At 53.6% G+C, this 22,011-nt stretch carries 21 protein-coding genes; 15 read left to right on the top strand and 6 right to left on the bottom strand.

The features are described from left to right. Positions 1-88: 88 nt before the first annotated feature. Complete coding sequence (gene sppA / locus ACLJQD_RS18135; protein ID WP_001259874.1) at positions 89-1,945, bottom strand: signal peptide peptidase SppA; 1,857 nt, start codon at positions 1,943-1,945, stop codon at positions 89-91. A gap of 173 nt (positions 1,946-2,118) precedes the next feature. Between sppA and ACLJQD_RS18130 the strand changes: the two genes are divergently transcribed. From ACLJQD_RS18130 to topB, 3 genes are all read left to right on the top strand, one after another. Next, complete coding sequence (locus ACLJQD_RS18130) at positions 2,119-2,670, top strand: NAD(P)H nitroreductase (RefSeq protein ID WP_000339313.1); 552 nt, start codon at positions 2,119-2,121, stop codon at positions 2,668-2,670. A gap of 117 nt (positions 2,671-2,787) precedes the next feature. Next, entirely contained in the window at positions 2,788-3,831 is a 1,044-nt protein-coding gene (gene selD, locus ACLJQD_RS18125; RefSeq protein WP_001294888.1) for a selenide, water dikinase SelD, read from the top strand. Between the two features lie 4 nt (positions 3,832-3,835). After that, on the top strand, positions 3,836-5,785 hold the full coding sequence (topB, locus tag ACLJQD_RS18120) for a DNA topoisomerase III (RefSeq protein WP_017440991.1): 1,950 nt from the start codon (positions 3,836-3,838) through the stop codon (positions 5,783-5,785). Positions 5,786-5,814: 29 nt separating this feature from the next. On the opposite strand, the gene gdhA is transcribed toward topB, so the two are convergent. Next, a complete protein-coding gene (gene gdhA / locus ACLJQD_RS18115; RefSeq protein WP_000372865.1) occupies positions 5,815-7,158 on the bottom strand; it encodes an NADP-specific glutamate dehydrogenase in 1,344 nt (447 codons plus the stop codon). A gap of 238 nt (positions 7,159-7,396) precedes the next feature. Here gdhA and ACLJQD_RS18110 point away from each other — a divergent pair, with 238 nt between their 5' ends. Continuing rightward, the gene (locus tag ACLJQD_RS18110; RefSeq protein WP_001254682.1) at positions 7,397-7,672 is read left to right on the top strand and encodes a YnjH family protein; all 276 of its coding nucleotides are present in this window, start codon (positions 7,397-7,399) and stop codon (positions 7,670-7,672) included. Here the strand turns inward: ACLJQD_RS18110 and ACLJQD_RS18105 are convergent. Beyond that, positions 7,632-8,048: a pyrimidine (deoxy)nucleoside triphosphate diphosphatase gene (locus ACLJQD_RS18105; RefSeq protein WP_000592137.1), complete on the bottom strand. Its 417-nt coding sequence runs from the start codon at positions 8,046-8,048 to the stop codon at positions 7,632-7,634. The two genes, ACLJQD_RS18110 and ACLJQD_RS18105, sit on opposite strands and share 41 nt — an antisense overlap. A gap of 72 nt (positions 8,049-8,120) precedes the next feature. Next, entirely contained in the window at positions 8,121-8,927 is an 807-nt protein-coding gene (xthA, locus tag ACLJQD_RS18100; protein WP_000673954.1) for an exodeoxyribonuclease III, read from the bottom strand. A 445-nt stretch (positions 8,928-9,372) separates the two neighbouring features. On the opposite strand from xthA, the gene ACLJQD_RS18095 reads away from it, so the two are divergent. The 6 genes from ACLJQD_RS18095 to spy all read left to right on the top strand — a co-directional run bounded on the left by ACLJQD_RS18095 (position 9,373) and on the right by spy (position 16,221). Beyond that, on the top strand, positions 9,373-10,599 hold the full coding sequence (locus ACLJQD_RS18095) for an aspartate aminotransferase family protein (RefSeq protein WP_000059506.1): 1,227 nt from the start codon (positions 9,373-9,375) through the stop codon (positions 10,597-10,599). Continuing rightward, positions 10,590-11,624, top strand: coding sequence for an arginine N-succinyltransferase (gene astA, locus ACLJQD_RS18090; protein ID WP_001263889.1), 1,035 nt, complete (start codon positions 10,590-10,592; stop codon positions 11,622-11,624). Before ACLJQD_RS18095 ends, astA begins: the two co-directional genes overlap by 10 nt. Continuing rightward, positions 11,621-13,099, top strand: coding sequence for a succinylglutamate-semialdehyde dehydrogenase (gene astD, locus ACLJQD_RS18085; protein ID WP_017440992.1), 1,479 nt, complete (start codon positions 11,621-11,623; stop codon positions 13,097-13,099). The genes astA and astD overlap by 4 nt, the downstream gene beginning before the upstream one ends. Next, positions 13,096-14,439 carry an N-succinylarginine dihydrolase gene (gene astB / locus ACLJQD_RS18080; RefSeq protein WP_000123949.1) on the top strand — a complete coding sequence of 448 codons (1,344 nt, stop codon included), beginning with the start codon at positions 13,096-13,098 and terminating at the stop codon, positions 14,437-14,439. Before astD ends, astB begins: the two co-directional genes overlap by 4 nt. After that, entirely contained in the window at positions 14,432-15,400 is a 969-nt protein-coding gene (gene astE / locus ACLJQD_RS18075) for a succinylglutamate desuccinylase (RefSeq protein WP_017440993.1), read from the top strand. Before astB ends, astE begins: the two co-directional genes overlap by 8 nt. 335 nt (positions 15,401-15,735) lie before the next feature. Further along, complete coding sequence (gene spy, locus ACLJQD_RS18070) at positions 15,736-16,221, top strand: ATP-independent periplasmic protein-refolding chaperone Spy (protein WP_001229001.1); 486 nt, start codon at positions 15,736-15,738, stop codon at positions 16,219-16,221. 74 nt (positions 16,222-16,295) lie between these two features. Here spy and cho read toward each other — a convergent pair whose 3' ends face one another. Together cho and nadE are read right to left on the bottom strand one after the other, a co-directional pair. Beyond that, positions 16,296-17,177: an excinuclease Cho gene (gene cho, locus ACLJQD_RS18065; RefSeq protein WP_023194607.1), complete on the bottom strand. Its 882-nt coding sequence runs from the start codon at positions 17,175-17,177 to the stop codon at positions 16,296-16,298. A 120-nt stretch (positions 17,178-17,297) separates the two neighbouring features. Continuing rightward, entirely contained in the window at positions 17,298-18,125 is an 828-nt protein-coding gene (gene nadE / locus ACLJQD_RS18060; protein ID WP_000174982.1) for an ammonia-dependent NAD(+) synthetase, read from the bottom strand. Positions 18,126-18,343: 218 nt separating this feature from the next. Between nadE and osmE the strand changes: the two genes are divergently transcribed. The 5 genes from osmE (at position 18,344) to chbR (ending at position 21,998) form a co-directional block, all read left to right on the top strand. Then, entirely contained in the window at positions 18,344-18,685 is a 342-nt protein-coding gene (gene osmE, locus ACLJQD_RS18055; RefSeq protein ID WP_001039301.1) for an osmotically-inducible lipoprotein OsmE, read from the top strand. Positions 18,686-18,985: 300 nt separating this feature from the next. Further along, positions 18,986-19,306, top strand: a complete 321-nt coding sequence (gene chbB / locus ACLJQD_RS18050) for a PTS N,N'-diacetylchitobiose transporter subunit IIB (RefSeq protein WP_000412161.1) — start codon at positions 18,986-18,988, stop codon at positions 19,304-19,306. Positions 19,307-19,388: 82 nt separating this feature from the next. Next, positions 19,389-20,747 (top strand): PTS N,N'-diacetylchitobiose transporter subunit IIC, encoded by a 1,359-nt coding sequence (gene chbC / locus ACLJQD_RS18045; RefSeq protein ID WP_000073064.1) that lies wholly within the window; start codon positions 19,389-19,391, stop codon positions 20,745-20,747. Positions 20,748-20,797: 50 nt separating this feature from the next. Continuing rightward, complete coding sequence (gene chbA / locus ACLJQD_RS18040; protein ID WP_000459883.1) at positions 20,798-21,145, top strand: PTS N,N'-diacetylchitobiose transporter subunit IIA; 348 nt, start codon at positions 20,798-20,800, stop codon at positions 21,143-21,145. 10 nt (positions 21,146-21,155) lie between these two features. Next, positions 21,156-21,998, top strand: coding sequence for a transcriptional regulator ChbR (chbR, locus tag ACLJQD_RS18035; protein WP_000983393.1), 843 nt, complete (start codon positions 21,156-21,158; stop codon positions 21,996-21,998). Positions 21,999-22,011 lie beyond the last annotated feature (13 nt).

The following is a 22,011-nucleotide window of genomic DNA, read 5'->3' as shown; positions in this document are numbered from 1 at the left end:
TTCAGTCGTGTCGCGAAGGACGTATTAATGATTATCGGATGGCGGCTATGAGCAGACGCCGCCATCCGGTATGGCTATTGATGAAGCATTAGCGAACGTTCGCGCAAGTCAAACAGAACGCATAACGGTTTTGCGGATCGTTAAATGCCGCCAGTTTATCCCCCTCGGCCTTCACCGTGTTGGCGGCGGAAACGAGCGGCGCCGGGAGCATCGCCTGAATGGCCTCCGGCAGCATGGCGCGTACAGATCCGGTCATACTGTCCATGACCATATCAAGGACCGTCGGTTCGTCCTGATAGTAATCAAGATGCCACTGTTTCAGTTTCGCCAGCTCCGCCGCTTTGGCGACGGCGTCGTCGAAGTCGCCGAGACTGTCCACCAGACCATTGGCTTTCGCGTCTTCTCCGGTCCAGACATGACCTTGTGCGATTTTATCAATCTGCTCCGGCGTACGTTTACGCGCGTCTGCCACCAGCGTGATAAAGCGTTTGTAGCCGTACTCAATACTGAGTTGCATCATCTGCTGCACTTCCGGTGACAGTGCTTTGGTCATCGAAATATCCGCCAGCGGCGAGGTGGAAACGCCGTCGCTGTGTACGCCAATCGACGACAGGCTGTTTTCTACCGTATTGATGACGCCGAAGATGCCAATTGAACCCGTCAGCGTGCTGGGGCTGGCCACGATATAGTTTGCCGGCGTAGAGATCCAGTAACCGCCGGAGGCCGCCATACCGCCCATTGAGACCACCACCGGTTTGCCAGCCGCTCTTGCCGCCGCCAGTTCGGCGCGGATAACTTCGGAGGCGTTGACGCTACCGCCTGGGCTATTGACGCGCAGCACAATCGCTTTCACTTTAGGATCAAGACGTGCGTCGCGGATCTGCGATGCCGTAGTGTCGCCGCCGACATTCCCTGGCGTTTCTTCGCCATCCATAATCGCGCCATTGGCGAAAATAACCGCAATAGTACCGCCGGTATCCGCAGGCGTTTTCAGCGAATAATCGTAATAGCTGATCGCGCGATAGTTATTTTCGGTTTTACTCCAGCCAAACTGCTTCGTCAGCGCTTTTTCAACATCTGCGCTGGAGGCGAGGGCGTCCACCAGTTTATGGTCGAGCGCATATTTGGCGGTGTCGCCGCCCACGCTGGTTAACCCGTCGATAATAGCCTGCGCGCCGGGGAAGAGTTGTTGCGGCGAAATCTGGCGATTGGCGGAAACGGTATGCAGGTAGTTCTGCCACAGTTCGCCTATCCAGCGGCTGTCGGCCTCGCGGGCGGCGGGCGACATATCGTCGCGGATAAACGGTTCGACGGCGGATTTATAGGTGCCGACCCGGAAAACGTGGGTAGAGACTTTCAGTTTATCCAGCAGCGTTTTGTAGTACAGGCCATTCGTAGCGAAGCCGTGAAGATCTACCTGACCCTGTGGGGAAAGCCAAATTTTATTGGCGAAACTGGCGAGGTAATACTGACCCTGGCTGTAGTTTTCACCCACGGCGAAAACCGGTTTGCCGCTATCGCGGAATTCGCGCAGCGCTTTACCGATATAGCGCATTGACGGCTGATCGGCGCCGGTGAAGTTTTTCAGATCCAGAACGATACCCGTGATGTTACGGTCATCTTTCGCCTGACGAATAGCGTTGACGATGTCAAACAGGGAGTTTTCCTGCAGACGGTCGGAGCTGGCGCCAAATAACTGGCGTCCCAGCGCGCCCAGACGGTGATTGGTGGAGGGTTTATCCACAATGACGCCGGAAATATCCAGCAGCAGAGCGCCGCGCGCGGTTTGCTCACTGTTGCTGCCGTTACCGATCTGCATCCAGATCCCAACGCCCACCAGGACCAGAAAAATAAAGAACAGGTTGAGTACCATTTCACGGACGAAGTTCAACACTCGCCACGTCCATTTAAAAAATCCGGCAATAAATCGCCACAGGGTTCGCATGTATTCTCCCTATCTGAGTAACAACGCTTATACCTTGGTGAGGATAAAGCATTAAGATGTGGCTATCGTAATGACCCATCAGGCAGTTGTCAGCAGGAATCACTGCCTGCGCTGTAACAAAATCCGCTCCCGTGTTAATTTTGTGAATAAATATCATTGCTGGAGTTAATCAAATGGATGCACTAGAACTGCTGGTCAACCGTCGTAGCGCCTCTCGTCTCGCAGAACCGGCGCCTGTCGGCGAGCAATTACAGAACATTCTGCGGGCGGGAATGCGTGTTCCCGATCATAAATCTCTACAGCCGTGGCGTTTTTTTGTGATTGAAGGAGAGGGGCGCGACCGCTTCAGCGCCGTGCTTGAACAAGGCGCTGTCGCTGCCGGGGGCGATGAGAAAGCGATCGAAAAAGCGCGTAATGCGCCGTTTCGCGCGCCGCTGATCATTACCGTGGTGGCGAAATGCGAAGAAAACCATAAGGTTCCGGTGTGGGAACAGGAGATGTCTGCCGGATGCGCGGTGATGGCGATGCAAATGGCGGCGATTGCGCAAGGGTTTAATGGTATCTGGCGTAGCGGCGCATTAACGGAGAGCGCTATCGTGCGGGAAGCCTTTGAGTGTCGCCCTCAGGATAAAATTGTTGGTTTTCTCTATCTCGGCACGCCACAGCTCAAAGCGTCAACGACGATCAGTACCCCCGACCCCACGCCGTTTGTGCGTTATTTCTGACGCTGAGGGATAAAACTGTCTGGATTCTGAGCAAAGGCGCGGTAATTCAGACAGTGATACTTACCACATCAGGGAATGAGCGCTACCATAGCGCGAATGCAATGACAGGAGATGTCCATGAGCGAGCAAGCCATTCGTTTAACGCAATACAGCCACGGCGCTGGTTGCGGTTGTAAAATTTCCCCTAAAGTGCTGGAGACTATCCTGCATAGCGAGCAGGCGAAGTTCGTCGACCCGAACCTGCTGGTGGGTAATGAAACCCGCGATGATGCGGCGGTTTACGATCTGGGTAATGGCACCAGTATTATCAGCACCACCGACTTCTTTATGCCGATAGTCGACAACCCGTTTGATTTTGGCCGCATTGCGGCAACAAACGCCATCAGCGATATTTTTGCGATGGGCGGCAAACCGATTATGGCGATCGCGATCCTTGGCTGGCCGATTAATACCCTGTCGCCCGATATTGCGCGTGAAGTGACCGAGGGGGGGCGCTTTGCCTGCCGTCAGGCCGGTATCGCGCTGGCGGGCGGACACTCGATTGACGCCCCGGAGCCGATCTTTGGTCTCGCGGTCACAGGCGTAGTGCCGACCGAACGGGTGAAGAAAAACAGTACCGCGCAGGCGGGATGCAAGCTCTTTCTGACCAAACCGTTGGGGATTGGCGTGTTGACCACCGCCGAGAAAAAATCGCTGCTTAAGCCTGAACATCAGGGGCTGGCGACGGAAGTCATGTGTCGGATGAACATTGCTGGCGCGGCGTTTGCCAATATCGACGGCGTAAAAGCTATGACAGACGTTACCGGTTTTGGCCTGCTGGGGCACCTGAGCGAGATGTGCCAGGGCGCAGGCGTGCAGGCGCTGCTTTGCTATCAGGACATCCCTAAACTGCCGGGCGTGGAAGAGTATATTGCTCTGGGCGCCGTACCGGGCGGCACAGAGCGCAACTTCGCCAGCTATGGTCATTTGATGGGCGACATGTCGCGTGAAGTTCGTAGCCTGCTGTGCGATCCGCAAACGTCAGGCGGTCTGTTGTTGGCGGTAACGCCGGACGCCGAAGACGATGTTAAAGCCACCGCGGCGGAATTTGGTATCGATCTGACCGCGATTGGCGAATTGGTCGAGGCCCGCGGCGGTCGCGCTATGGTTGAGATTCGTTAACCTGATGCGGTTGTTTATTGCCGAAAAACCGAGTCTGGGGCGCGCCATTGCGGATGTGCTGCCAAAACCGCACCGTAAAGGCGATGGTTTTATTGAGTGCGGAAACGGGCAGGTCGTCACCTGGTGTATTGGTCATTTGCTGGAACAGGCGCAGCCGGATGCGTATGACAGCCGTTATGCGCGCTGGAATCTGGCTGACCTGCCTATCGTGCCGGAAAAATGGCAGCTTCAGCCTCGTCCTTCCGTCACCAAACAGCTCAATGTGATTAAGCGCTTTTTGCATCAAGCCGGTGAAATTATTCACGCTGGCGACCCGGATCGCGAAGGGCAGCTTCTGGTTGATGAAGTGCTGGATTATCTCCAGCTTCCTGCCGAAAAGCGCCAGCAGGTGCGGCGTTGTCTGATAAACGACCTTAACCCGCAGGCGGTCGAGCGTGCTATTGACAGGCTGCGGGCGAACAGCGACTTCGTGCCGCTGTGCGTCTCCGCGCTGGCGCGAGCGCGAGCGGACTGGCTGTATGGCATTAATATGACCCGCGCTTACACGATCCTGGGCCGGAATGCCGGCTATCAGGGCGTGTTATCCGTGGGACGCGTGCAGACGCCGGTACTGGGGCTGGTGGTGCGGCGAGACGAAGAGATTGAGAACTTCGTCGCCAAAGACTTCTTTGAAGTGAAGGCGCACATCGTTACGCCTGCCGAGGAGCGTTTTACCGCTATCTGGCAGCCGAGCGAGGCGTGCGAACCTTATCAGGATGAAGAGGGGCGCTTGCTTCATCGTCCGCTGGCGGAGCATGTAGTGAACCGAATCAACGGTCAGCCCGCGCTGGTAACCAGTTATAATGATAAACGGGAATCAGAATCCGCGCCGCTGCCGTTTTCGCTCTCGACGCTACAGATTGAAGCCGCTAAACGCTTTGGCCTGAGCGCGCAAAACGTGCTTGATATTTGTCAGAAGCTATATGAAACCCACAAACTGATTACCTATCCGCGTTCCGACTGCCGTTATCTGCCGGAAGAACACTTTGCCGGACGGCAGGCGGTCATGAACGCGATTAGCGTCCACGCCCCGGATTTACTGCCGCAGTCTGTGGTTAATCCTGATACGCGCAATCGCTGCTGGGATGACAAAAAAGTGGATGCGCACCACGCGATTATCCCGACGGCGCGCAGTTCTTCTGTCCATCTGACGGAAAACGAAGCGAAAGTGTACACCCTGATTGCGCGTCAGTATCTGATGCAGTTCTGCCCGGACGCGGTGTTTCGTAAATGCGTTATTGAACTGGAAATCGCCAAAGGGAAATTTGTCGCCAAAGCGCGTTTTCTGGCGGAGGCCGGTTGGCGGACGTTACTGGGCAGTAAAGAGCGCGACGAGGAAAACGACGGTACGCCGCTGCCGGTTGTCGCCAAAGGTGATGAGTTGCTGTGTGAAAAGGGGGAAGTGGTCGAGCGCCAAACCCAGCCGCCGCGTCATTTCACCGATGCGACATTGCTTTCCGCGATGACCGGAATTGCCCGCTTCGTGCAGGATAAAGATCTGAAAAAGATTCTGCGCGCGACCGATGGGCTGGGGACGGAAGCCACGCGCGCCGGGATTATCGAGCTGCTGTTCAAACGTAGCTTTCTGACCAAAAAAGGGCGCTATATTCATTCTACCGATGCTGGCAAAGCGTTAATACATTCGCTGCCGGAAATGGCGGCCCGTCCAGATATGACCGCTCACTGGGAATCTGTTTTGACGCAAATCAGCGAAAAACAGTGCCGTTACCAGGATTTTATGCAACCGCTGGTCGGCACGTTATATCAGCTGATCGAGCAGGCTAAGCGCACGCCGGTGAAGCGCTTCAGAGGGATAGTCGCGCCAGGCGGTGGAGACAAGAAAAAGAGCGCGCCGCGTAAGCGAGCGGGCAAAAAAAGCCCGCCTGCTGAGGAGACAGGCCGTCAGACCGAATAAGCGTAAAGCCATCTGGCCTGACGACGGGATTAAATGACGCCCTGCGCCAGCATGGCGTCGGCGACTTTCACGAAACCGGCGATGTTGGCGCCCTGAACGTAGTTGGTATGCTTATTATCGCCGCCGTACTCGACACAGGCGTGGTGGATATCCAGCATAATGTGATGCAGACGGGCGTCCACTTTCTCGGCTTTCCAGCTCAACCGCGCGGCGTTCTGCGCCATTTCCAGCCCCGATGTCGCCACGCCGCCCGCGTTGGCGGCTTTACCCGGCGCAAACAGTACGCCTGCCTCAAGGAAGAGATCGGTCGCTTCAATCGTGGTTGGCATATTTGCCCCTTCCGCCACGGCTTTTACGCCATTGGCAATCAGTACGCGCGCGGCGTCAACGTCCAGTTCGTTCTGCGTCGCGCATGGCAGGGCGATATCCACCGGTACGCTCCAGGGCTGCTGGCCTTCCAGATAGGTTAAGCCAAACTCACGGGCGTAGTCAGCGACGCGACCGTCACGGCTGGCTTTAATTTCACACAGACGCGCCAGCTTCTCTGGCGTGAAGCCACTTTCATCGACCACTGTCCCGCTCGAATCCGACGCGGTAACCACGCGCGCGCCAAAGGCCATCGCTTTCTCAATGGCGTATTGCGCTACGTTGCCGGAGCCGGACACGGCGACGCGCATCCCTTCGAAACCAAGACCATGACGTTTAAGCATCGCTTCAGTGAAGTAGACCAGGCCATAGCCCGTCGCCTCCGGGCGAATCAGGCTTCCGCCGAAGGAAAGCCCTTTGCCGGTGAAGACGCAGGCGCTGTTATTGGAAAGCTTGCGCATCATTCCCGCCATAAAGCCCACTTCGCGCCCGCCCACGCCGATATCCCCGGCAGGTACGTCGGTATCCGGCCCTAAATGGCGATACAGTTCAGTCATCAGCGCCTGGCAGAAACGCATCACTTCGCCTTCGCTTTTCCCTTTCGGATCGAAATCACTGCCGCCTTTACCGCCGCCCATCGGCAACGTGGTGAGGGCATTTTTAAAGGTTTGCTCAAAGCCGAGGAACTTAAGGATGGAAAGGTTTACCGAAGGATGAAAGCGCATACCGCCTTTATAGGGGCCGATAGCAGAGTTGAACTGCACGCGCCAGGCGCGATTTACCTGCACCTGGTTTTTGTCGTCCAGCCACACTACGCGAAACTGAATTACGCGCTCTGGTTCAACCAAACGTTCCAGTAAAGACATGTGGCGGTAACGGGGGTTTTGTTCAAGAAACGGCCACAGGGTGGTCATGACTTCACGGACGGCTTGCGCGAACTCGGTTTGATGCGGGTCGCGCTTTTGTACATGGTTGAGGAACGATTCCAGAGAACATGTCTGATCCATAGATATAAAAACCTCTTATATATTAATGTGGTTGTATTTGCGTTTTATCAGAATATGTATTTGCAGTTTTCGACTATACCATCAGCAATGTGACGGTAAGCAAGAAAAAAATGACGCTGCTAAGTAAATTCATAACGGGGCGAGGGTCATAACTAAAAGCGATGACAAAAGAGGATTAAAGTTTTCACGGCGGCTTACCGTTATACTGAGAACATGCTTAGAAAAATAAGGAAATCCTATGCGCCGAAGCCTCGTGGTCGCCGTGATGGCGATAATGCCAATGGTCGGGCTGGCAAACCAGAACAGTCGTCCTGATATTCAGGTGAATGTCCCGCCGGAAGTTTTCAGCACGCGCGGTCAGTCGTCCCAGCCCTGCATTCAGTGCTGCGTTTACCAGGATCAGAATTACTCCGAAGGTGCGGTAATAAAAGTGGAAGGCGTCTTGCTCCAGTGCCAGCGTGACGAAAAAACCATCAGCACGAATCCGTTAGTCTGGCGTCGCGTAAAGCCATAAACGCCTGCAATAGCGGAATATCCGCCGGGGCGAGGGGGTACTCCAGCGCCTCTTCCGGCGTACACCAGGCTAATGCCTGATGTTCCAGCGCACGTATCAGACCGTTAAACGCAGGCACATGCCAGGCGTGCAAATGAATTCGTCGGCCAGACACGTCGCGTTGATGGCTGGCGATATAGACGCCGGGCGTGGCGTCAATCCCTAACTCTTCGCGTAGCTCGCGGACAAGCGCCTGCGGCTGGGTTTCGCCGGGTTCGACTTTACCGCCGGCAAACTCCCATAAACCGGCTTGATCCGCATGAGCTGGGCGCTGGGCCAGCAGAATTTTGCCGTCGCGTTCAATGATGGCGGCAACAACATCGAGTTTTTTTATCATTGTCGTTAAGGTCGTTATTCCTGCCGGGAAGCGTCGCGCTATCCCGGCCTTACGGTTAATCAGAAAGCGGAATCAAACACGAAACGTCGCCCAGACCGGCGCATGGTCGGAGGGTTTTTCCATACTGCGAATGTCGTAGTCTATACCGGTTTCTGCGCAACGTTCCGCCAGCGGAGCGCTTGCCAGCAAGAGATCGATGCGCAGTCCGCGATTATCCACGAAACCTTTTGAGCGGTAATCAAACCACGAAAATTTATCCATCGTTTGCGGATTCGCCTGACGGAACGTGTCCACTAATCCCCACTTCAGTAACCGTGACATCCATTCACGCTCCTCCGGCAGGAAGGAGCATTTACCGGTACGCAGCCAGCGTTTGCGGTTCTCTTCGCCGATGCCAATATCCAGATCGGTCGGACTGATATTCATGTCGCCCATAATTAATACCGGATTATCGCACTTGAGTTCCGTTTCAAGATAGTTTTGCAAGTTCTGGTAAAACTGCGCTTTCGCGGGGAACTTCAACGGATGATCCCGGCTTTCCCCCTGCGGGAAATAGCCGTTAATGACGGTAATATTACCCAGCGGCGAGGGGATTTCCGCCATGATAATGCGGCGTTGCGCCTCTTCGCCATCATCCGGGAAACCGCGTCTGACGGAAATGGGCGTGGCTTTTGTTAGCAGCGCGACGCCGTAATGGCCTTTTTGTCCATGATAGAAAACGTTATAGCCCAGCTTCGCGACCTCTTCGAGCGGGAACATTTCGTCGTGGACTTTTGTCTCCTGTAGACCGATCACATCGGGCTGGTGTTTTTCGACAATCGCTTCAAGCTGATGGGGACGGGCGCGCAGGCCGTTGATATTAAAAGAGACAAATTTCATAGTCACTGCCACTTTGCAAGGTGAATCGTGTTGGGATGGTAGCAGAAATTTTACCGGGTGACTGCCACTCATCGTCAGATTCGGCCAATGGAAGCGTATGGTGTTTTCTATAGCGCGAAAATGGCACAGTTTGCGTGCAGATGCGCCAGAACGGGGCGGTAATTTCCAGTAAATTTCGTATAAGATCACAATTCCAGAATTATATTTGGCAACTGAATAATATTTCGCTTTTTCCTCTTTTTAGCCACCGATTATGCGGGAATATTCACTTTTCATGCAGTAAAAGTGAATATCGCTACGCTGTAACCCATTGATTTACCGTTTATCACTTCTGTTTATGCAATGTTAACGCTGGCTGGCACGAATGCTGCAATCTACATTTACAGCGCAAACACTCATATTAATTAACATATAAATAACTTTATTTTTACCAAAAGAGGTCGCTATGTCTCTGTCAGTTACGCGCGAGAACTTTGATGAATGGATGGTGCCGGTATACGTTCCCGCGCCTTTTATTCCTGTACGCGGAGAAGGCTCACGCCTGTGGGATCAGCAGGGGAAAGAGTACATTGATTTTGCTGGCGGGATCGCGGTCAACGCATTGGGACATGCGCATCCGGCGCTGCGCGAGGCGTTAAATGAACAGGCGAATCGCTTCTGGCATACCGGAAACGGTTACACCAATGAACCGGCGCTGCGACTGGCGAAAAAACTGATCGACGCTACCTTCGCCGAACGCGTTTTCTTTTGTAATTCAGGCGCTGAAGCAAATGAAGCAGCATTAAAACTGGCGCGCAAATATGCCCACGATCGTGTCGGCAATCATAAAAGCGGCATTGTGGCCTTTAAAAACGCGTTCCATGGTCGCACGCTCTTTACCGTCAGCGCTGGCGGTCAACCCACCTATTCACAGGACTTTGCGCCGCTGCCGCCGGATATTCGTCATGCAGCCTATAACGATCTGAACTCCGCCAGCGCGCTCATTGATGACAATACCTGCGCCGTGATCGTAGAGCCTGTGCAGGGCGAGGGCGGCGTGATCCCCGCCACGAAAGCTTTTTTGCAGGGGCTGCGTGAATTGTGCGACCGGCATCAGGCGTTACTGATTTTTGATGAGGTGCAGACGGGCGTCGGACGTACCGGCGAACTGTATGCATATATGCATTATGGCGTTACGCCCGATATCCTGACGACCGCTAAAGCGTTGGGCGGCGGCTTCCCGATCGGCGCGATGCTGACTACGCAAGACTATGCCAGCGTCATGACGCCAGGCACGCATGGCACCACCTACGGCGGTAATCCGCTGGCAACGGCAGTTGCCGGAAAAGTACTGGATATCATCAATACGCCGGAGATGCAAAACGGCGTCAGACAGCGCCACGATGCGTTTATTGAGCGCCTAAATACCATTAATGTACGTTTTGGCATGTTCAGTGAAATTCGCGGTCTGGGGCTACTGCTTGGTTGTGTGCTACAGACGGAGTTTGCCGGAAAAGCCAAACTCATCGCCCAGGAAGCGGCAAAAGCAGGCGTGATGGTGCTCATTGCCGGTGGCGACGTGGTGCGTTTTGCGCCAGCGTTAAATGTGAGCGACGAGGAGATAGCCACCGGGCTTGATCGTTTTGCCCTGGCGTGCGAACGCCTTCAGACGGGAGGCGCATCATGCGGGTGATTCGTCCTGTCGAACATGCGGATATCGCCGCGCTGATGCAGCTTGCAGGCAAAACGGGCGGCGGCTTAACCTCGCTACCGGCAAATGAAGCGACGCTGGCGGCCCGCATTGAACGCGCGCTAAAAACCTGGTCCGGCGAGCTGCCAAAAGGCGAACAAGGGTATGTATTCGTTCTCGAGGACAGTGAAACGGGTGAGGTCGGCGGGATCTGCGCCATTGAGGTCGCGGTCGGCCTTAATGACCCCTGGTATAACTATCGTGTCGGTACGCTGGTTCATGCCTCCAAAGAGCTGAATGTATATAACGCGTTGCCAACATTATTCCTGAGTAATGATCACACTGGCAGCAGTGAGCTTTGCACGCTGTTTCTCGATCCCGAATGGCGTAAAGAGGGTAACGGCTACTTGTTGTCAAAATCGCGCTTTATGTTTATGGCCGCGTTTCGCGATAAATTCAATGAGAAAGTGGTGGCGGAAATGCGCGGCGTCATTGACGAGCACGGTTATTCTCCCTTCTGGCAAAGTCTCGGCAAACGCTTTTTTTCTATGGATTTCAGCCGGGCGGATTTTTTATGCGGTACCGGGCAAAAAGCGTTTATCGCCGAGCTGATGCCCAAACATCCTATTTATACCCACTTCTTATCTGAAGAGGCACAGGCCGTAATTGGCGAAGTCCACCCGCAAACGGCGCCAGCCCGCGCGGTGCTGGAAAAGGAAGGTTTTCGCTATCGCCACTATATCGACATCTTCGACGGCGGGCCGACGCTGGAGTGTGATATTGACCGCGTGCGGGCTATTCGTAAAAGCCGACTGGTGGAAGTCGCGGAAGGGCAACCCGCGCCTGGCGACTATCCGGCATGTCTGGTCGCCAATGAAAACTATCACCACTTTCGGGCCGCGCTGGTGCGTGCCGATCCGCAGACTTCACGACTTGTACTGACCGCCGCGCAGTTGGATGCGCTGAAATGTCGCGCGGGCGACCACGTTCGGCTGGTACGCCTTTGCGCTGAGGAGAAAACCGTATGACGCTATGGATAAACGGCGACTGGATAACCGGTCAGGGCGAACGCCGCCGCAAAACGAACCCGGTGAGCGCGGAGATACTTTGGCAGGGGAATGACGCTAATGCGGCACAGGTCGCCGAGGCCTGTCAGGCGGCGCGCGCGGCATTTCCTCGTTGGGCCAGACAGCCTTTTGCCGCACGACAGGCTATCGTAGAGAAATTTGCCGCCCTGCTGGAGGCGCATAAAGCCGATCTCACGGAGGTCATCGCGCGTGAAACCGGTAAACCGCGCTGGGAGGCGGCAACGGAAGTGACGGCGATGATCAATAAGATTGCCATCTCGATTAAGGCTTACCACGCCAGAACAGGCGAACAAAAAAGCGAACTTGTCGATGGCGCCGCGACGTTGCGCCATCGTCCTCACGGTGTGCTGGCGGTATTCGGCCCTTATAACTTTCCCGGCCATTTACCGAATGGCCATATTGTGCCCGCGTTGCTGGCAGGCAATACGCTGATTTTCAAACCTAGCGAGCTAACGCCATGGACCGGGGAAACGGTAATAAAACTCTGGGAACGGGCCGGGCTACCGGCAGGCGTTCTTAATCTGGTGCAGGGCGGCCGGGAGACCGGACAAGCGCTAAGTTCGCTCGACGATCTCGATGGGCTGCTGTTTACCGGCAGCGCCAGTACCGGATATCAGCTTCATCGCCAGCTATCCGGCCAGCCGGAAAAAATCCTGGCCCTTGAAATGGGCGGAAACAACCCGCTCATTATTGAGGATGCGACAAATATGGATGCGGCGGTACATCTGACGCTGCAATCGGCGTTTATTACCGCCGGACAGCGCTGTACCTGCGCGCGACGCCTTCTGGTAAAACAGGGTGCGCAGGGAGATGCATTTCTGGCACGGCTGGTTGACGTCGCCGGACGTCTGCAGCCCGGCAGATGGGACGACGATCCGCAGCCGTTTATCGGCGGACTGATTTCAGCGCAGGCGGCACAGCATGTGATGGAGGCCTGGCGTCAACGAGAGGCATTAGGCGGTCGCACGCTACTGGCGCCGCGGAAGGTCAAAGAGGGAACCTCTCTGCTGACGCCTGGCATCATTGAGCTGACCGGCGTCACGGATGTGCCGGATGAAGAGGTGTTTGGTCCGCTGCTGAGCGTCTGGCGTTATGCGCATTTCGATGAGGCGATTCGTCTGGCGAATAATACCCGTTTTGGTCTGTCGTGTGGGCTGGTGTCGACGGATCGCGCGCAGTTCGAACAGCTCTTGCTGGAGGCGCGGGCAGGGATCGTTAACTGGAATAAACCGCTCACCGGGGCAGCGAGTACTGCGCCGTTTGGTGGTATCGGCGCGTCTGGCAACCATCGGCCCAGCGCCTGGTATGCCGCCGATTATTGCGCCTGGCCGATGGCCAGTCTGGAATCTCCCGAACTGACGTTGCCTGCGACATTAAGCCCCGGCCTCGACTTTTCTCGCAGGGAGGCGGTATGACGGCGCATGAAGTTAATTTTGACGGGCTGGTGGGGCTTACGCACCATTATGCCGGGCTATCCTTCGGCAATGAGGCATCGACCCGCCACCGTTTTCAGGTGTCGAATCCTCGTCTGGCGGTAAAGCAGGGGCTGCTAAAGATGAAGGCTTTGGCGGATGCCGGCTTTCCCCAGGCGGTGATCCCGCCGCATGAGCGGCCTTTTATTCCGGCGTTGCGTCAGCTCGGCTTCACGGGTAGCGATGAACAGATTCTGGATAAGGTTGCGCGTCAGGCGCCACGCTGGCTTTCCAGCGTGAGTTCCGCGTCGCCAATGTGGGTTGCGAATGCGGCGACGGTTTGCCCATCGGCAGACGCGCTGGACGGGAAAGTTCACCTGACGGTGGCGAATTTAAACAATAAATTTCATCGCGCTCTTGAGGCGCCTGTTACCGAAGCGCTGCTACGCGCCATATTTCGCGATGAAAGTCAGTTTTCAGTGCATAGCGCGTTACCGCAGGTCGCATTATTGGGAGATGAAGGCGCGGCGAATCATAACCGTCTGGGCGGCGAGTATGGTTCGGCAGGCGTGCAGCTTTTTGTCTATGGGCGCGAAGAGGAGAATGAAATACGACCCGCTCGTTATCCGGCGCGCCAGAGCCGCGAAGCCAGCGAGGCCGTGGCGCGTCTTAATCAGGTGAATCCGCAACAGGTTATCTTCGCTCAGCAGAACCCGGAGGTCATCGATCAAGGCGTATTCCATAATGATGTCATCGCCGTTTCGAATCGACAGGTATTGTTTTGTCACGAAGCGGCGTTTGCCCGGCAGAAAGTGCTCATTAATCAGTTGCGTACGCGCGTTGACGGTTTTATGGCGATAGAGGTGCCCGCCGGAGAGGTTTCTGTATCAGATGCTGTGGCGACCTACCTGTTTAATAGTCAGTTGTTAAGCCGTGACGACGGCTCAATGCTGTTAGTGTTGCCGCGGGAATGTCAGGATCATGTCGGCGTCTGGCGCTATCTGAATAAGCTGGTGGCGGAGGATAACCCCATCAGCGCGATGCAGGTGTTTGATTTGCGAGAAAGTATGGCCAACGGCGGCGGGCCGGCCTGTCTGCGATTACGCGTGGTGTTAACAGAAGAAGAACGACGGGCGGTGAATCCAGCGGTAATGATGAATGACGCTCTGTTTACGGCCCTTAACGCGTGGGCGGATCGTTATTATCGCGATCGCCTGACCGCCGCCGATCTGGCCGATCCGTTATTATTGCGAGAAGGCCGGGAGGCGCTGGATGTGTTAACGCGTCTGCTGGATTTGGGGTCGGTTTATCCTTTCCAGCAAACGGGGGCGGCTGATGGATAACTTTCTGGCGTTGACGCTAAGCGGCACGACACCACGGGTGAGGCAGGGGAAGGGCGCGGGTTTTCGCTGGCGCTGGTTAGGCCATGGTCTGCTTGAACTCACACCCGATGCGCCGGTCGACCGCGCGTTAATTCTTTCTGCGGGGATACACGGCAATGAAACCGCGCCGGTCGAGATGCTGGATAAGCTGCTGTCGGCGCTGTATTCAGGCAGCTTGACGTTAACGTGGCGAGTGCTGGTGGTACTCGGCAATCCGCAGGCGCTGGCGGCGGGAATACGCTATTGTCACAGCGATATGAACCGTATGTTTGGCGGGCGTTGGCAGTCCTTTGCCGAAAGCGATGAAACGCGGCGGGCGCGTGAGCTGGAGCTAAGTCTGGATACCTTCTTTTCATCTGGCCAGGCGCGGGTACGCTGGCATCTGGATCTGCATACCGCCATTCGTGGCTCGCATCATTTGCGTTTTGGCGTATTGCCGCAGCGCGACCGCCCGTGGGAGGCGGATTTTCTGGCGTGGCTGGGCGCGGCAGGACTGGAGGCGTTGGTATTTCATCAGGCGCCAGGCGGTACGTTTACGCACTTTAGCTCTGAACATTTCGGCGCGCTTTCCTGTACGCTGGAGTTGGGAAAGGCGTTGCCGTTTGGGCAAAACGATCTGACGCAGTTCAGCGTAACCTCGCAGGCGTTGTCGGCGCTGCTGAGCGGTATCGAAACGTCAACCTCGTCTTCGCCGCCGCTACGCTATCGGGTGGTGTCGCAAATCACGCGTCACAGCGACAAGTTCGCGCTTTATATGGATGCGCAAACGCTGAATTTTACTGCCTTTGCGAAGGGAACGTTGCTGGCCGAGGAGGGGGATAAGCGTGTGACGGTGACGCATGACGTTGAATATGTTCTCTTTCCTAATCCCTCTGTCGCCTGCGGATTGCGGGCTGGATTAATGCTGGAAAGACTGCCCTGATAAACGTCCCTGTAAGCTCACGTTAGGATTACAGGGATGATTTGGGACACAGTTTCATGCTATTACGGATTATTCCTGGAGAATTGCTTTATTAATAAGCGTTGCTGCGTTATAGTTCTGCATAATTTCTGCTATATCATGCTGTTGTATATTTCTCTTTCAACTCTGCGCAATTTATTCTTTTTTTCTTCACAATTGGCGAAAAAGTGTTTTTTATACTTTCATTGTTTTACCGTTGTTATGACTAATTGACGCTAAGACGGTTAAAGTTAATCACGACAACACGGCGCTGTTTTAAATATGCCGTAAAAATAACTGAAAGGAAGGATGGAAATATGCGTAAACTGACTGCTCTATTTGTTGCCTCTACCCTGGCGATGGGTGCTGCGAATCTGGCTCATGCCGCCGAGACTACCACCGCCGCGCCAGCGGATGCGAAGCCAATGATGCAGCATAAAGGTAAATTTGGCCCACATCACGATATGATGTTTAAAAACCTGAACCTGACGGACGCACAGAAGCAACAAATTCGCGACATTATGAAAGCGCAGCGCGAGCAAATGAAACGTCCGCCGCTGGAAGAGCGTCGCGCCATGCATGATATTATTGCCAGCGATACCTTCGATAAAGCCAAAGCCGAAGCGCAAATTACGAAAATGGAAGCACAGCGCAAGGCCAATATGCTGGCGCATATGGAAACCCAGAATAAAATTTATAACGTTCTGACGCCGGAGCAGAAAAAGCAATATAACGCTAATTTTGAGAAGCGTCTGACAGAACGCCCGGCGCAAGAAGGTAAAATGCCTGCTGCGGCAGAATAACTTTCCGCATAATTTAAGACCGCCGGTCTTGTCGACAACACAATCGTTGAGGTGGACAGGATCGGCGGTTTTCTTTATGACTGGCGACAGTCGGTGTGCAGTTCAATGATCTCATATTGACCTGACATTAGTGGCTTACAGAGAATTTTATAGCCATCCTGATCAAAGCCCGCAGGGGTACGCACCAGGGTGGCAGCCTCATCCAGCGAGGGTACCGCCCCCAGCCATAACCAGTTGTTGATAATGTGGAACTGGGTCATTTGTGGGCGGCTCTCTTTTAACGCGATAGCGCCTTTCCAGGGCCAGCAAACCACACGTAACCGTTCCAGCGAGGCCTGCAGACGAAGAAAATGCGCCTGCGGGGTTTCTTGCCCACAACACGCGCCAGCGCAGCGCTTCAGCGCGAAACGAAAACAGGCGCGCCCACGGTTTACCGGTTCAAGCCCCAGCAGGCCATAACACAATTTTTGTTCATCGGCGAGGTTCTGTAAGCTTTGCAGCGCTGCCCGACGGTTGGCGAAGAGCCCAAACAGGTTCGGCTCATGGGAAAAATCGACGCTGCGGGCGGAAACGACCTCAATCTTTTGTTCGCTCAACTGTAGAGAGCAAAGCTGGCGATTACGCCGTAACCGTTTGTTAAACAGCGGCTGTTGTTCTTTGATCAGCCGCGCCTCCAGCAGCAACGCGCCCATTTCCCCAGCGGTGCAGATCCAGCTTATCCGCCGCGCCTGTCGCAGCATAGCGGCCTCGTCAGGCGTTCGCAGATGTGAGAGCACCCGGCTGCGAATATTTACGCTTTTACCGATATAAAGCGGCAGCGTATCGCTTTCGCTATGAAATATATAGACGCCCGGTAAGGCTGGCGCTTCGCTGAGGAAAGGACGTAAATGTTCTGGATATTCGTAAATGGCCGCTGCTTCAAACTCAAGGCGGGGGGCTGATTGACGCCGTACCACAGTGATCTCCGTTAACTGGTTATTCATCCAGTATAACAGCGGATGGGTGATTAAAAAAGAGGCTGGGAAGAGAGGAGGCCGGATAGACGAGCGATATCCGGCACAACAGTAGAAGTACGCTTACTTTTTCCAAAAGTCGTCGAATACCGTAATCGGCAAACGGCGCTTATGTTCAGTTTTTACATACCAGCCTTCGATAGTTTTAGCGATGGCGGAGTCCAGCGTTTTGCCTTCCAGGTAATCGTCAATATTGTCATACGTTACGCCCAGCGCGGCTTCATCAGGCAGTGAAGGGCGGTCGTCTTCCAAATCGGCGGTGGGGACTTTTTTATACAGATGCTCAGGACAGCCCAGCGCTGCGAGAAGCTGTTTGCCCTGGCGTTTGTTAAGGCGATGAAGCGGGTTAATATCGGTACCGCCATCGCCATATTTGGTGAAGAACCCGGTTATCGCTTCCGCCGCATGGTCGGTGCCCACCACGACGCCGTGAGTCATACCGGCGATGCTATATTGCGCTTTCATTCGCTCACGCGCTTTTTCATTGCCGCGAACAAAATCGCTCAGCTCAATTCCCGCTTCGCGCAGCGCCTGTTCGCTGGCGAGGACGGCGCCTTTAATATTGACGGTGAGTACTCTGTCCGGCTGAATAAAAGCAATGGCGTCCTGGCAATCCTGTTCATCGGCCTGTACGCCATAAGGCAGACGAACGGCGATAAACTGCAGCGCATTATCACCGGTCTCTTCTCGCAATTCGGCGATAGCCATCTGGCTGAGTTTCCCGGCCAGCGTCGAATCCTGCCCGCCGCTGATGCCTAACACCAGCGATTTCAAAAAGGGATAGGTTTTCAGGTACGCTTTAAGAAAATCCACGCTGCGGCGAATTTCTTCTTCAGGGTTGATATGCGGTTTCGCGCCAAGCGCCTGGATTATCTCTTGCTGCAGAGTCATTTAACCCCCTTCGACATTAAAAAAATGAATCTTTACCCTGTTAAAGCTAACCCTTCGCCGCTGAAACAACAAGGTTTGGCGGGCTAAGCGGTGTTTAAAACAACATGTCGCTGCGTTAGAGAATTTTCCGAAAGACTTTTTGTGGCGGGTCGCGGCTTGAAAAATATTCTGATGTATTCCAGGCTTACATAACACGCTGATAAACAAGAGGACGGAAAATGAACAAGAACGTAGCAGGAATTTTAAGCGCAGCGGCGGTAATGACTATGCTGGCAGGCTGTACGGCGTATGATCGTACAAAAGACCAATTTGTTGAGCCTGTCGTTAAAGATGTTAAAAAAGGAATGAGCAGGGCGCAAGTTGCGCAGATTGCGGGCAAACCGTCATCTGAAGTGAGTATGATTCATGCGCGCGGTACCTGTCAGACCTACATCCTGGGTCAACGTGATGGTAAAGCGGAAACCTACTTTGTTGCGCTGGATGATACCGGGCACGTGATTAACTCCGGCTACCAGACCTGTGCGGAGTACGACACTGACCCACAGGCGCCGAAGCAGTAACAACTGTACATTGCCTGAACATTCAAGGAAACCGGCCTGCGAGCCGGTTTTTTTGTGCCTGCCATAACCTTATTTATTATCGCGAATTATTTGCCCGAAATGTGAGGGGGGTCATAACGCCAGGTCAATGAGAGACAATTTAGTGGGTCAAGGAAATACCATCCGGCGGTCCGATCCCGTATACTCATTTCAGCCACCTAAAAAAGTAAATCCGGTTACGCAAGTCGCCCAGAGTATGGATGCAGGTTGAGGCTTGCGGCGTATCTGGTTGACAGATAATCGCACATGAGGAAGGTTTTTATGGAAAAGAAACACATTTATCTGTTTTGTTCTGCGGGCATGTCAACATCGTTACTGGTATCAAAAATGCGCGCTCAGGCTGAAAAATATGAAGTGCCGGTGATTATTGAAGCATTCCCTGAAACCCTGGCCGGTGAAAAAGGCCCGGCAGCGGACGTCGTGTTATTAGGCCCGCAAATTGCTTATATGCTCCCCGAAATTCAGCGTTTATTACCCGGTAAACCGGTAGAAGTCATTGATTCAATGTTGTACGGCAAGGTAGATGGCTTAGGCGTGCTTAAAGCTGCGGTAGCGGCAATTAAAAAAGCCGCCGCGAATTAATTATTTTTTAATTTTTCCCGTCAAAGAGTTATTTCATACACTAACCGCAATATTTTATTGCGGTATTTAAGGGTATTTTTCTATGAGTAACGTTATTGCTTCACTTGAAAAGGTACTCCTTCCTTTTGCTGTAAAAATAGGAAAGCAGCCACACGTTAATGCAATCAAGAACGGCTTTATTCGTTTAATGCCATTAACCCTTGCGGGGGCGATGTTTGTATTAATTAATAACGTTTTCCTGAGCTTTGGGGAGGGGTCGTTTTTTTATTCCATGGGCATTCGGCTTGATGCCTCAACCATTGAAACACTTAATGGATTGAAAGGCATCGGCGGGAACGTCTATAACGGCACATTGGGCATTATGTCGCTCATGGCGCCATTTTTTATCGGCATGGCGCTGGCGGAAGAGCGCAAGGTTGATGCGCTGGCCGCCGGACTGCTCTCCGTGGCGGCATTTATGACCGTAACGCCGTATAGCGTCGGCGAGGCCTATGCCGTAGGCGCTAACTGGCTGGGCGGCGCGAATATTATCTCCGGTATTATTATTGGCCTGGTGGTCGCGGAGATGTTTACATTTATTGTCCGGCGCAACTGGGTGATTAAACTACCGGACAGCGTACCGGCTTCGGTGTCTCGTTCATTCTCAGCATTAATTCCCGGCTTTATTATTCTCTCTATTATGGGGATTATTTCCTGGGCGCTGTCTAATTACGGTTCTAACTTCCATCAGATTATTATGGACACTATCTCTACGCCGCTGGCATCGCTGGGTAGCGTGGTAGGGTGGGCATATGTCATTTTTGTACCGCTGCTGTGGTTCTTTGGTATTCATGGTTCGCTGGCGCTGACCGCGCTGGACAGCGGCATCATGACGCCCTGGGCGCTGGAAAACATCTCTATTTACCAGCAGTATGGCTCCGTCGATGCGGCGCTGGAAGCCGGTAAAACGTTCCATATCTGGGCGAAACCGATGCTGGATTCTTATATCTTCCTCGGTGGCAGCGGCGCGACGCTGGGTCTGATCATCGCTATCTTCCTGGCATCCCGTCGCGCGGACTATCGCCAGGTGGCAAAACTGGCGCTGCCGTCAGGTATCTTCCAGATTAACGAACCCATCCTGTTTGGCCTGCCGATTATTATGAACCCGGTGATGTTTATCCCCTTCATTCTGGTTCAGCCGATTCTGGCGGCGATTACGCTGGTGGCTTACTATTTGGGTATTATTCCGCCGATTACCAATATTGCGCCGTGGACCATGCCAACCGGGTTGGGGGCGTTCTTTAACACCAACGGCAGCGTCGCCGCATTACTGGTTGCGCTATTTAACCTGGCGGTCGCTACCCTGATTTATCTCCCCTTCGTGGTGGTGGCTAACAAAGCGCAGAACGCCATTGAGCAGGAAGAAAGCGAAGAAGATATCGCTAACGCACTGAAATTCTAAACTCCGCGTCGGCATGGGATGCCATGCCGGGCTGAATCAGAGGAAAGACTATGTTTGATCTTGAAAATGTTGTAGATAACCAGACAGCGGCTGAGGAACTTGAAGAAGTCGTTATGGGGCTTATCATCAATTCTGGTCAGGCGCGCAGCCTGGCATATGGCGCGCTCAGAAAAGCGAAAGAAGGCGATTTTGAGGCGGCGAAAGCGATGATGGACCAGTCGCGCATAGCGCTCAATGAAGCGCATCTTGTGCAGACAAAACTCATCGAAGGCGATCAGGGCGAAGGCAAAATGAAAGTCAGTCTGGTCCTGGTTCACGCTCAGGATCATTTGATGACCTCAATGCTGGCTCGTGAACTGATCGCCGAGTTGATTGAGCTCCATGAGAAACTGAAATAACAGGGGGCGGATGATGCAGCTACAGGTTAACGCAACGGAAATCAAAACGGTTTATGAGCAGCAGCTCTTCAATGGCAAAAATTTCCATGTGTTTATCTATAACAAGACGGAAAGCGTCACCGGGCTGCATCAGCACGACTACTATGAATTTACCCTGGTATTAACCGGACGTTATTACCAGGAGATTAACGGGAAGCGTGTGCTGCTGGAACGTGGAGATTTTGTTTTTATCCCGGTGGGGTCGAATCACCAAAGTTTCTATGAGTTTGGCGCAACGCGTATTCTGAACGTAGGAATTAGTAAACGTTTTTTTGAACAGCATTATCTTCCGTTACTGCCGTTTTGTTTTGTGGCATCGCAGGTATACAGGGCGAATAGCACCTTCCTTACCTATATTGAAACGGTGATTGCGTCGTTGAATTTTCGCGGCAATGGGCTCGACGAATTTATCGAAGTGGTGACATTTTATATTATAAACCGCTTACGTCATTACCGCGAAGAGCAGGTTTATGATGATATTCCACAATGGCTGAAAGCAACCGTGGAGATAATGCATGATAAAACGCAGTTTGGCGAACATGCGCTGGAAAATATGGTGCGCCTGTCGGCAAAATCCCAGGAGTATCTGACGCGCGCCACCCGACGTTATTACAGCAAAACGCCGATGCAAATCATTAATGAGATTCGCATTAATTTTGCCAAGAAACAGTTGGAAATGACCAACTATTCGGTTACGGATATTGCTTATGAAGCCGGGTATAGCAGTCCAAGTCTGTTTATTAAAACGTTTAAGAAGATGACCTCATTTACGCCGAATAGTTATCGGAAGCGATTGACGGAAATTAATGAGTAACGGTTTGCATTGC

This window comes from Salmonella sp. SAL04214 (genome assembly GCF_046550615.1).
In the GTDB taxonomy this organism is placed as follows: Bacteria; Pseudomonadota; Gammaproteobacteria; order Enterobacterales; family Enterobacteriaceae; genus Salmonella; species Salmonella enterica.
Note: the sequence above shows the minus strand (reverse complement) of the source record. Positions and strands in the feature narration are given on the sequence as shown.

What these genes read in the sequence shown, in the direction of transcription:
- sppA (WP_001259874.1), bottom strand. Translation starts at nt 1,945, where the DNA reads ATGCGAACCCTGTGGCGATTTATTGCCGGATTTTTTAAATGGACGTGG.
- ACLJQD_RS18130 (WP_000339313.1), top strand. Translation starts at nt 2,119, where the DNA reads ATGGATGCACTAGAACTGCTGGTCAACCGTCGTAGCGCCTCTCGTCTC.
- selD (WP_001294888.1), top strand. Translation starts at nt 2,788, where the DNA reads ATGAGCGAGCAAGCCATTCGTTTAACGCAATACAGCCACGGCGCTGGT.
- topB (WP_017440991.1), top strand. Translation starts at nt 3,836, where the DNA reads ATGCGGTTGTTTATTGCCGAAAAACCGAGTCTGGGGCGCGCCATTGCG.
- gdhA (WP_000372865.1), bottom strand. Translation starts at nt 7,158, where the DNA reads ATGGATCAGACATGTTCTCTGGAATCGTTCCTCAACCATGTACAAAAG.
- ACLJQD_RS18110 (WP_001254682.1), top strand. Translation starts at nt 7,397, where the DNA reads ATGCGCCGAAGCCTCGTGGTCGCCGTGATGGCGATAATGCCAATGGTC.
- ACLJQD_RS18105 (WP_000592137.1), bottom strand. Translation starts at nt 8,048, where the DNA reads ATGATAAAAAAACTCGATGTTGTTGCCGCCATCATTGAACGCGACGGC.
- xthA (WP_000673954.1), bottom strand. Translation starts at nt 8,927, where the DNA reads ATGAAATTTGTCTCTTTTAATATCAACGGCCTGCGCGCCCGTCCCCAT.
- ACLJQD_RS18095 (WP_000059506.1), top strand. Translation starts at nt 9,373, where the DNA reads ATGTCTCTGTCAGTTACGCGCGAGAACTTTGATGAATGGATGGTGCCG.
- astA (WP_001263889.1), top strand. Translation starts at nt 10,590, where the DNA reads ATGCGGGTGATTCGTCCTGTCGAACATGCGGATATCGCCGCGCTGATG.
- astD (WP_017440992.1), top strand. Translation starts at nt 11,621, where the DNA reads ATGACGCTATGGATAAACGGCGACTGGATAACCGGTCAGGGCGAACGC.
- astB (WP_000123949.1), top strand. Translation starts at nt 13,096, where the DNA reads ATGACGGCGCATGAAGTTAATTTTGACGGGCTGGTGGGGCTTACGCAC.
- astE (WP_017440993.1), top strand. Translation starts at nt 14,432, where the DNA reads ATGGATAACTTTCTGGCGTTGACGCTAAGCGGCACGACACCACGGGTG.
- spy (WP_001229001.1), top strand. Translation starts at nt 15,736, where the DNA reads ATGCGTAAACTGACTGCTCTATTTGTTGCCTCTACCCTGGCGATGGGT.
- nadE (WP_000174982.1), bottom strand. Translation starts at nt 18,125, where the DNA reads ATGACTCTGCAGCAAGAGATAATCCAGGCGCTTGGCGCGAAACCGCAT.
- osmE (WP_001039301.1), top strand. Translation starts at nt 18,344, where the DNA reads ATGAACAAGAACGTAGCAGGAATTTTAAGCGCAGCGGCGGTAATGACT.
- chbB (WP_000412161.1), top strand. Translation starts at nt 18,986, where the DNA reads ATGGAAAAGAAACACATTTATCTGTTTTGTTCTGCGGGCATGTCAACA.
- chbC (WP_000073064.1), top strand. Translation starts at nt 19,389, where the DNA reads ATGAGTAACGTTATTGCTTCACTTGAAAAGGTACTCCTTCCTTTTGCT.
- chbA (WP_000459883.1), top strand. Translation starts at nt 20,798, where the DNA reads ATGTTTGATCTTGAAAATGTTGTAGATAACCAGACAGCGGCTGAGGAA.
- chbR (WP_000983393.1), top strand. Translation starts at nt 21,156, where the DNA reads ATGATGCAGCTACAGGTTAACGCAACGGAAATCAAAACGGTTTATGAG.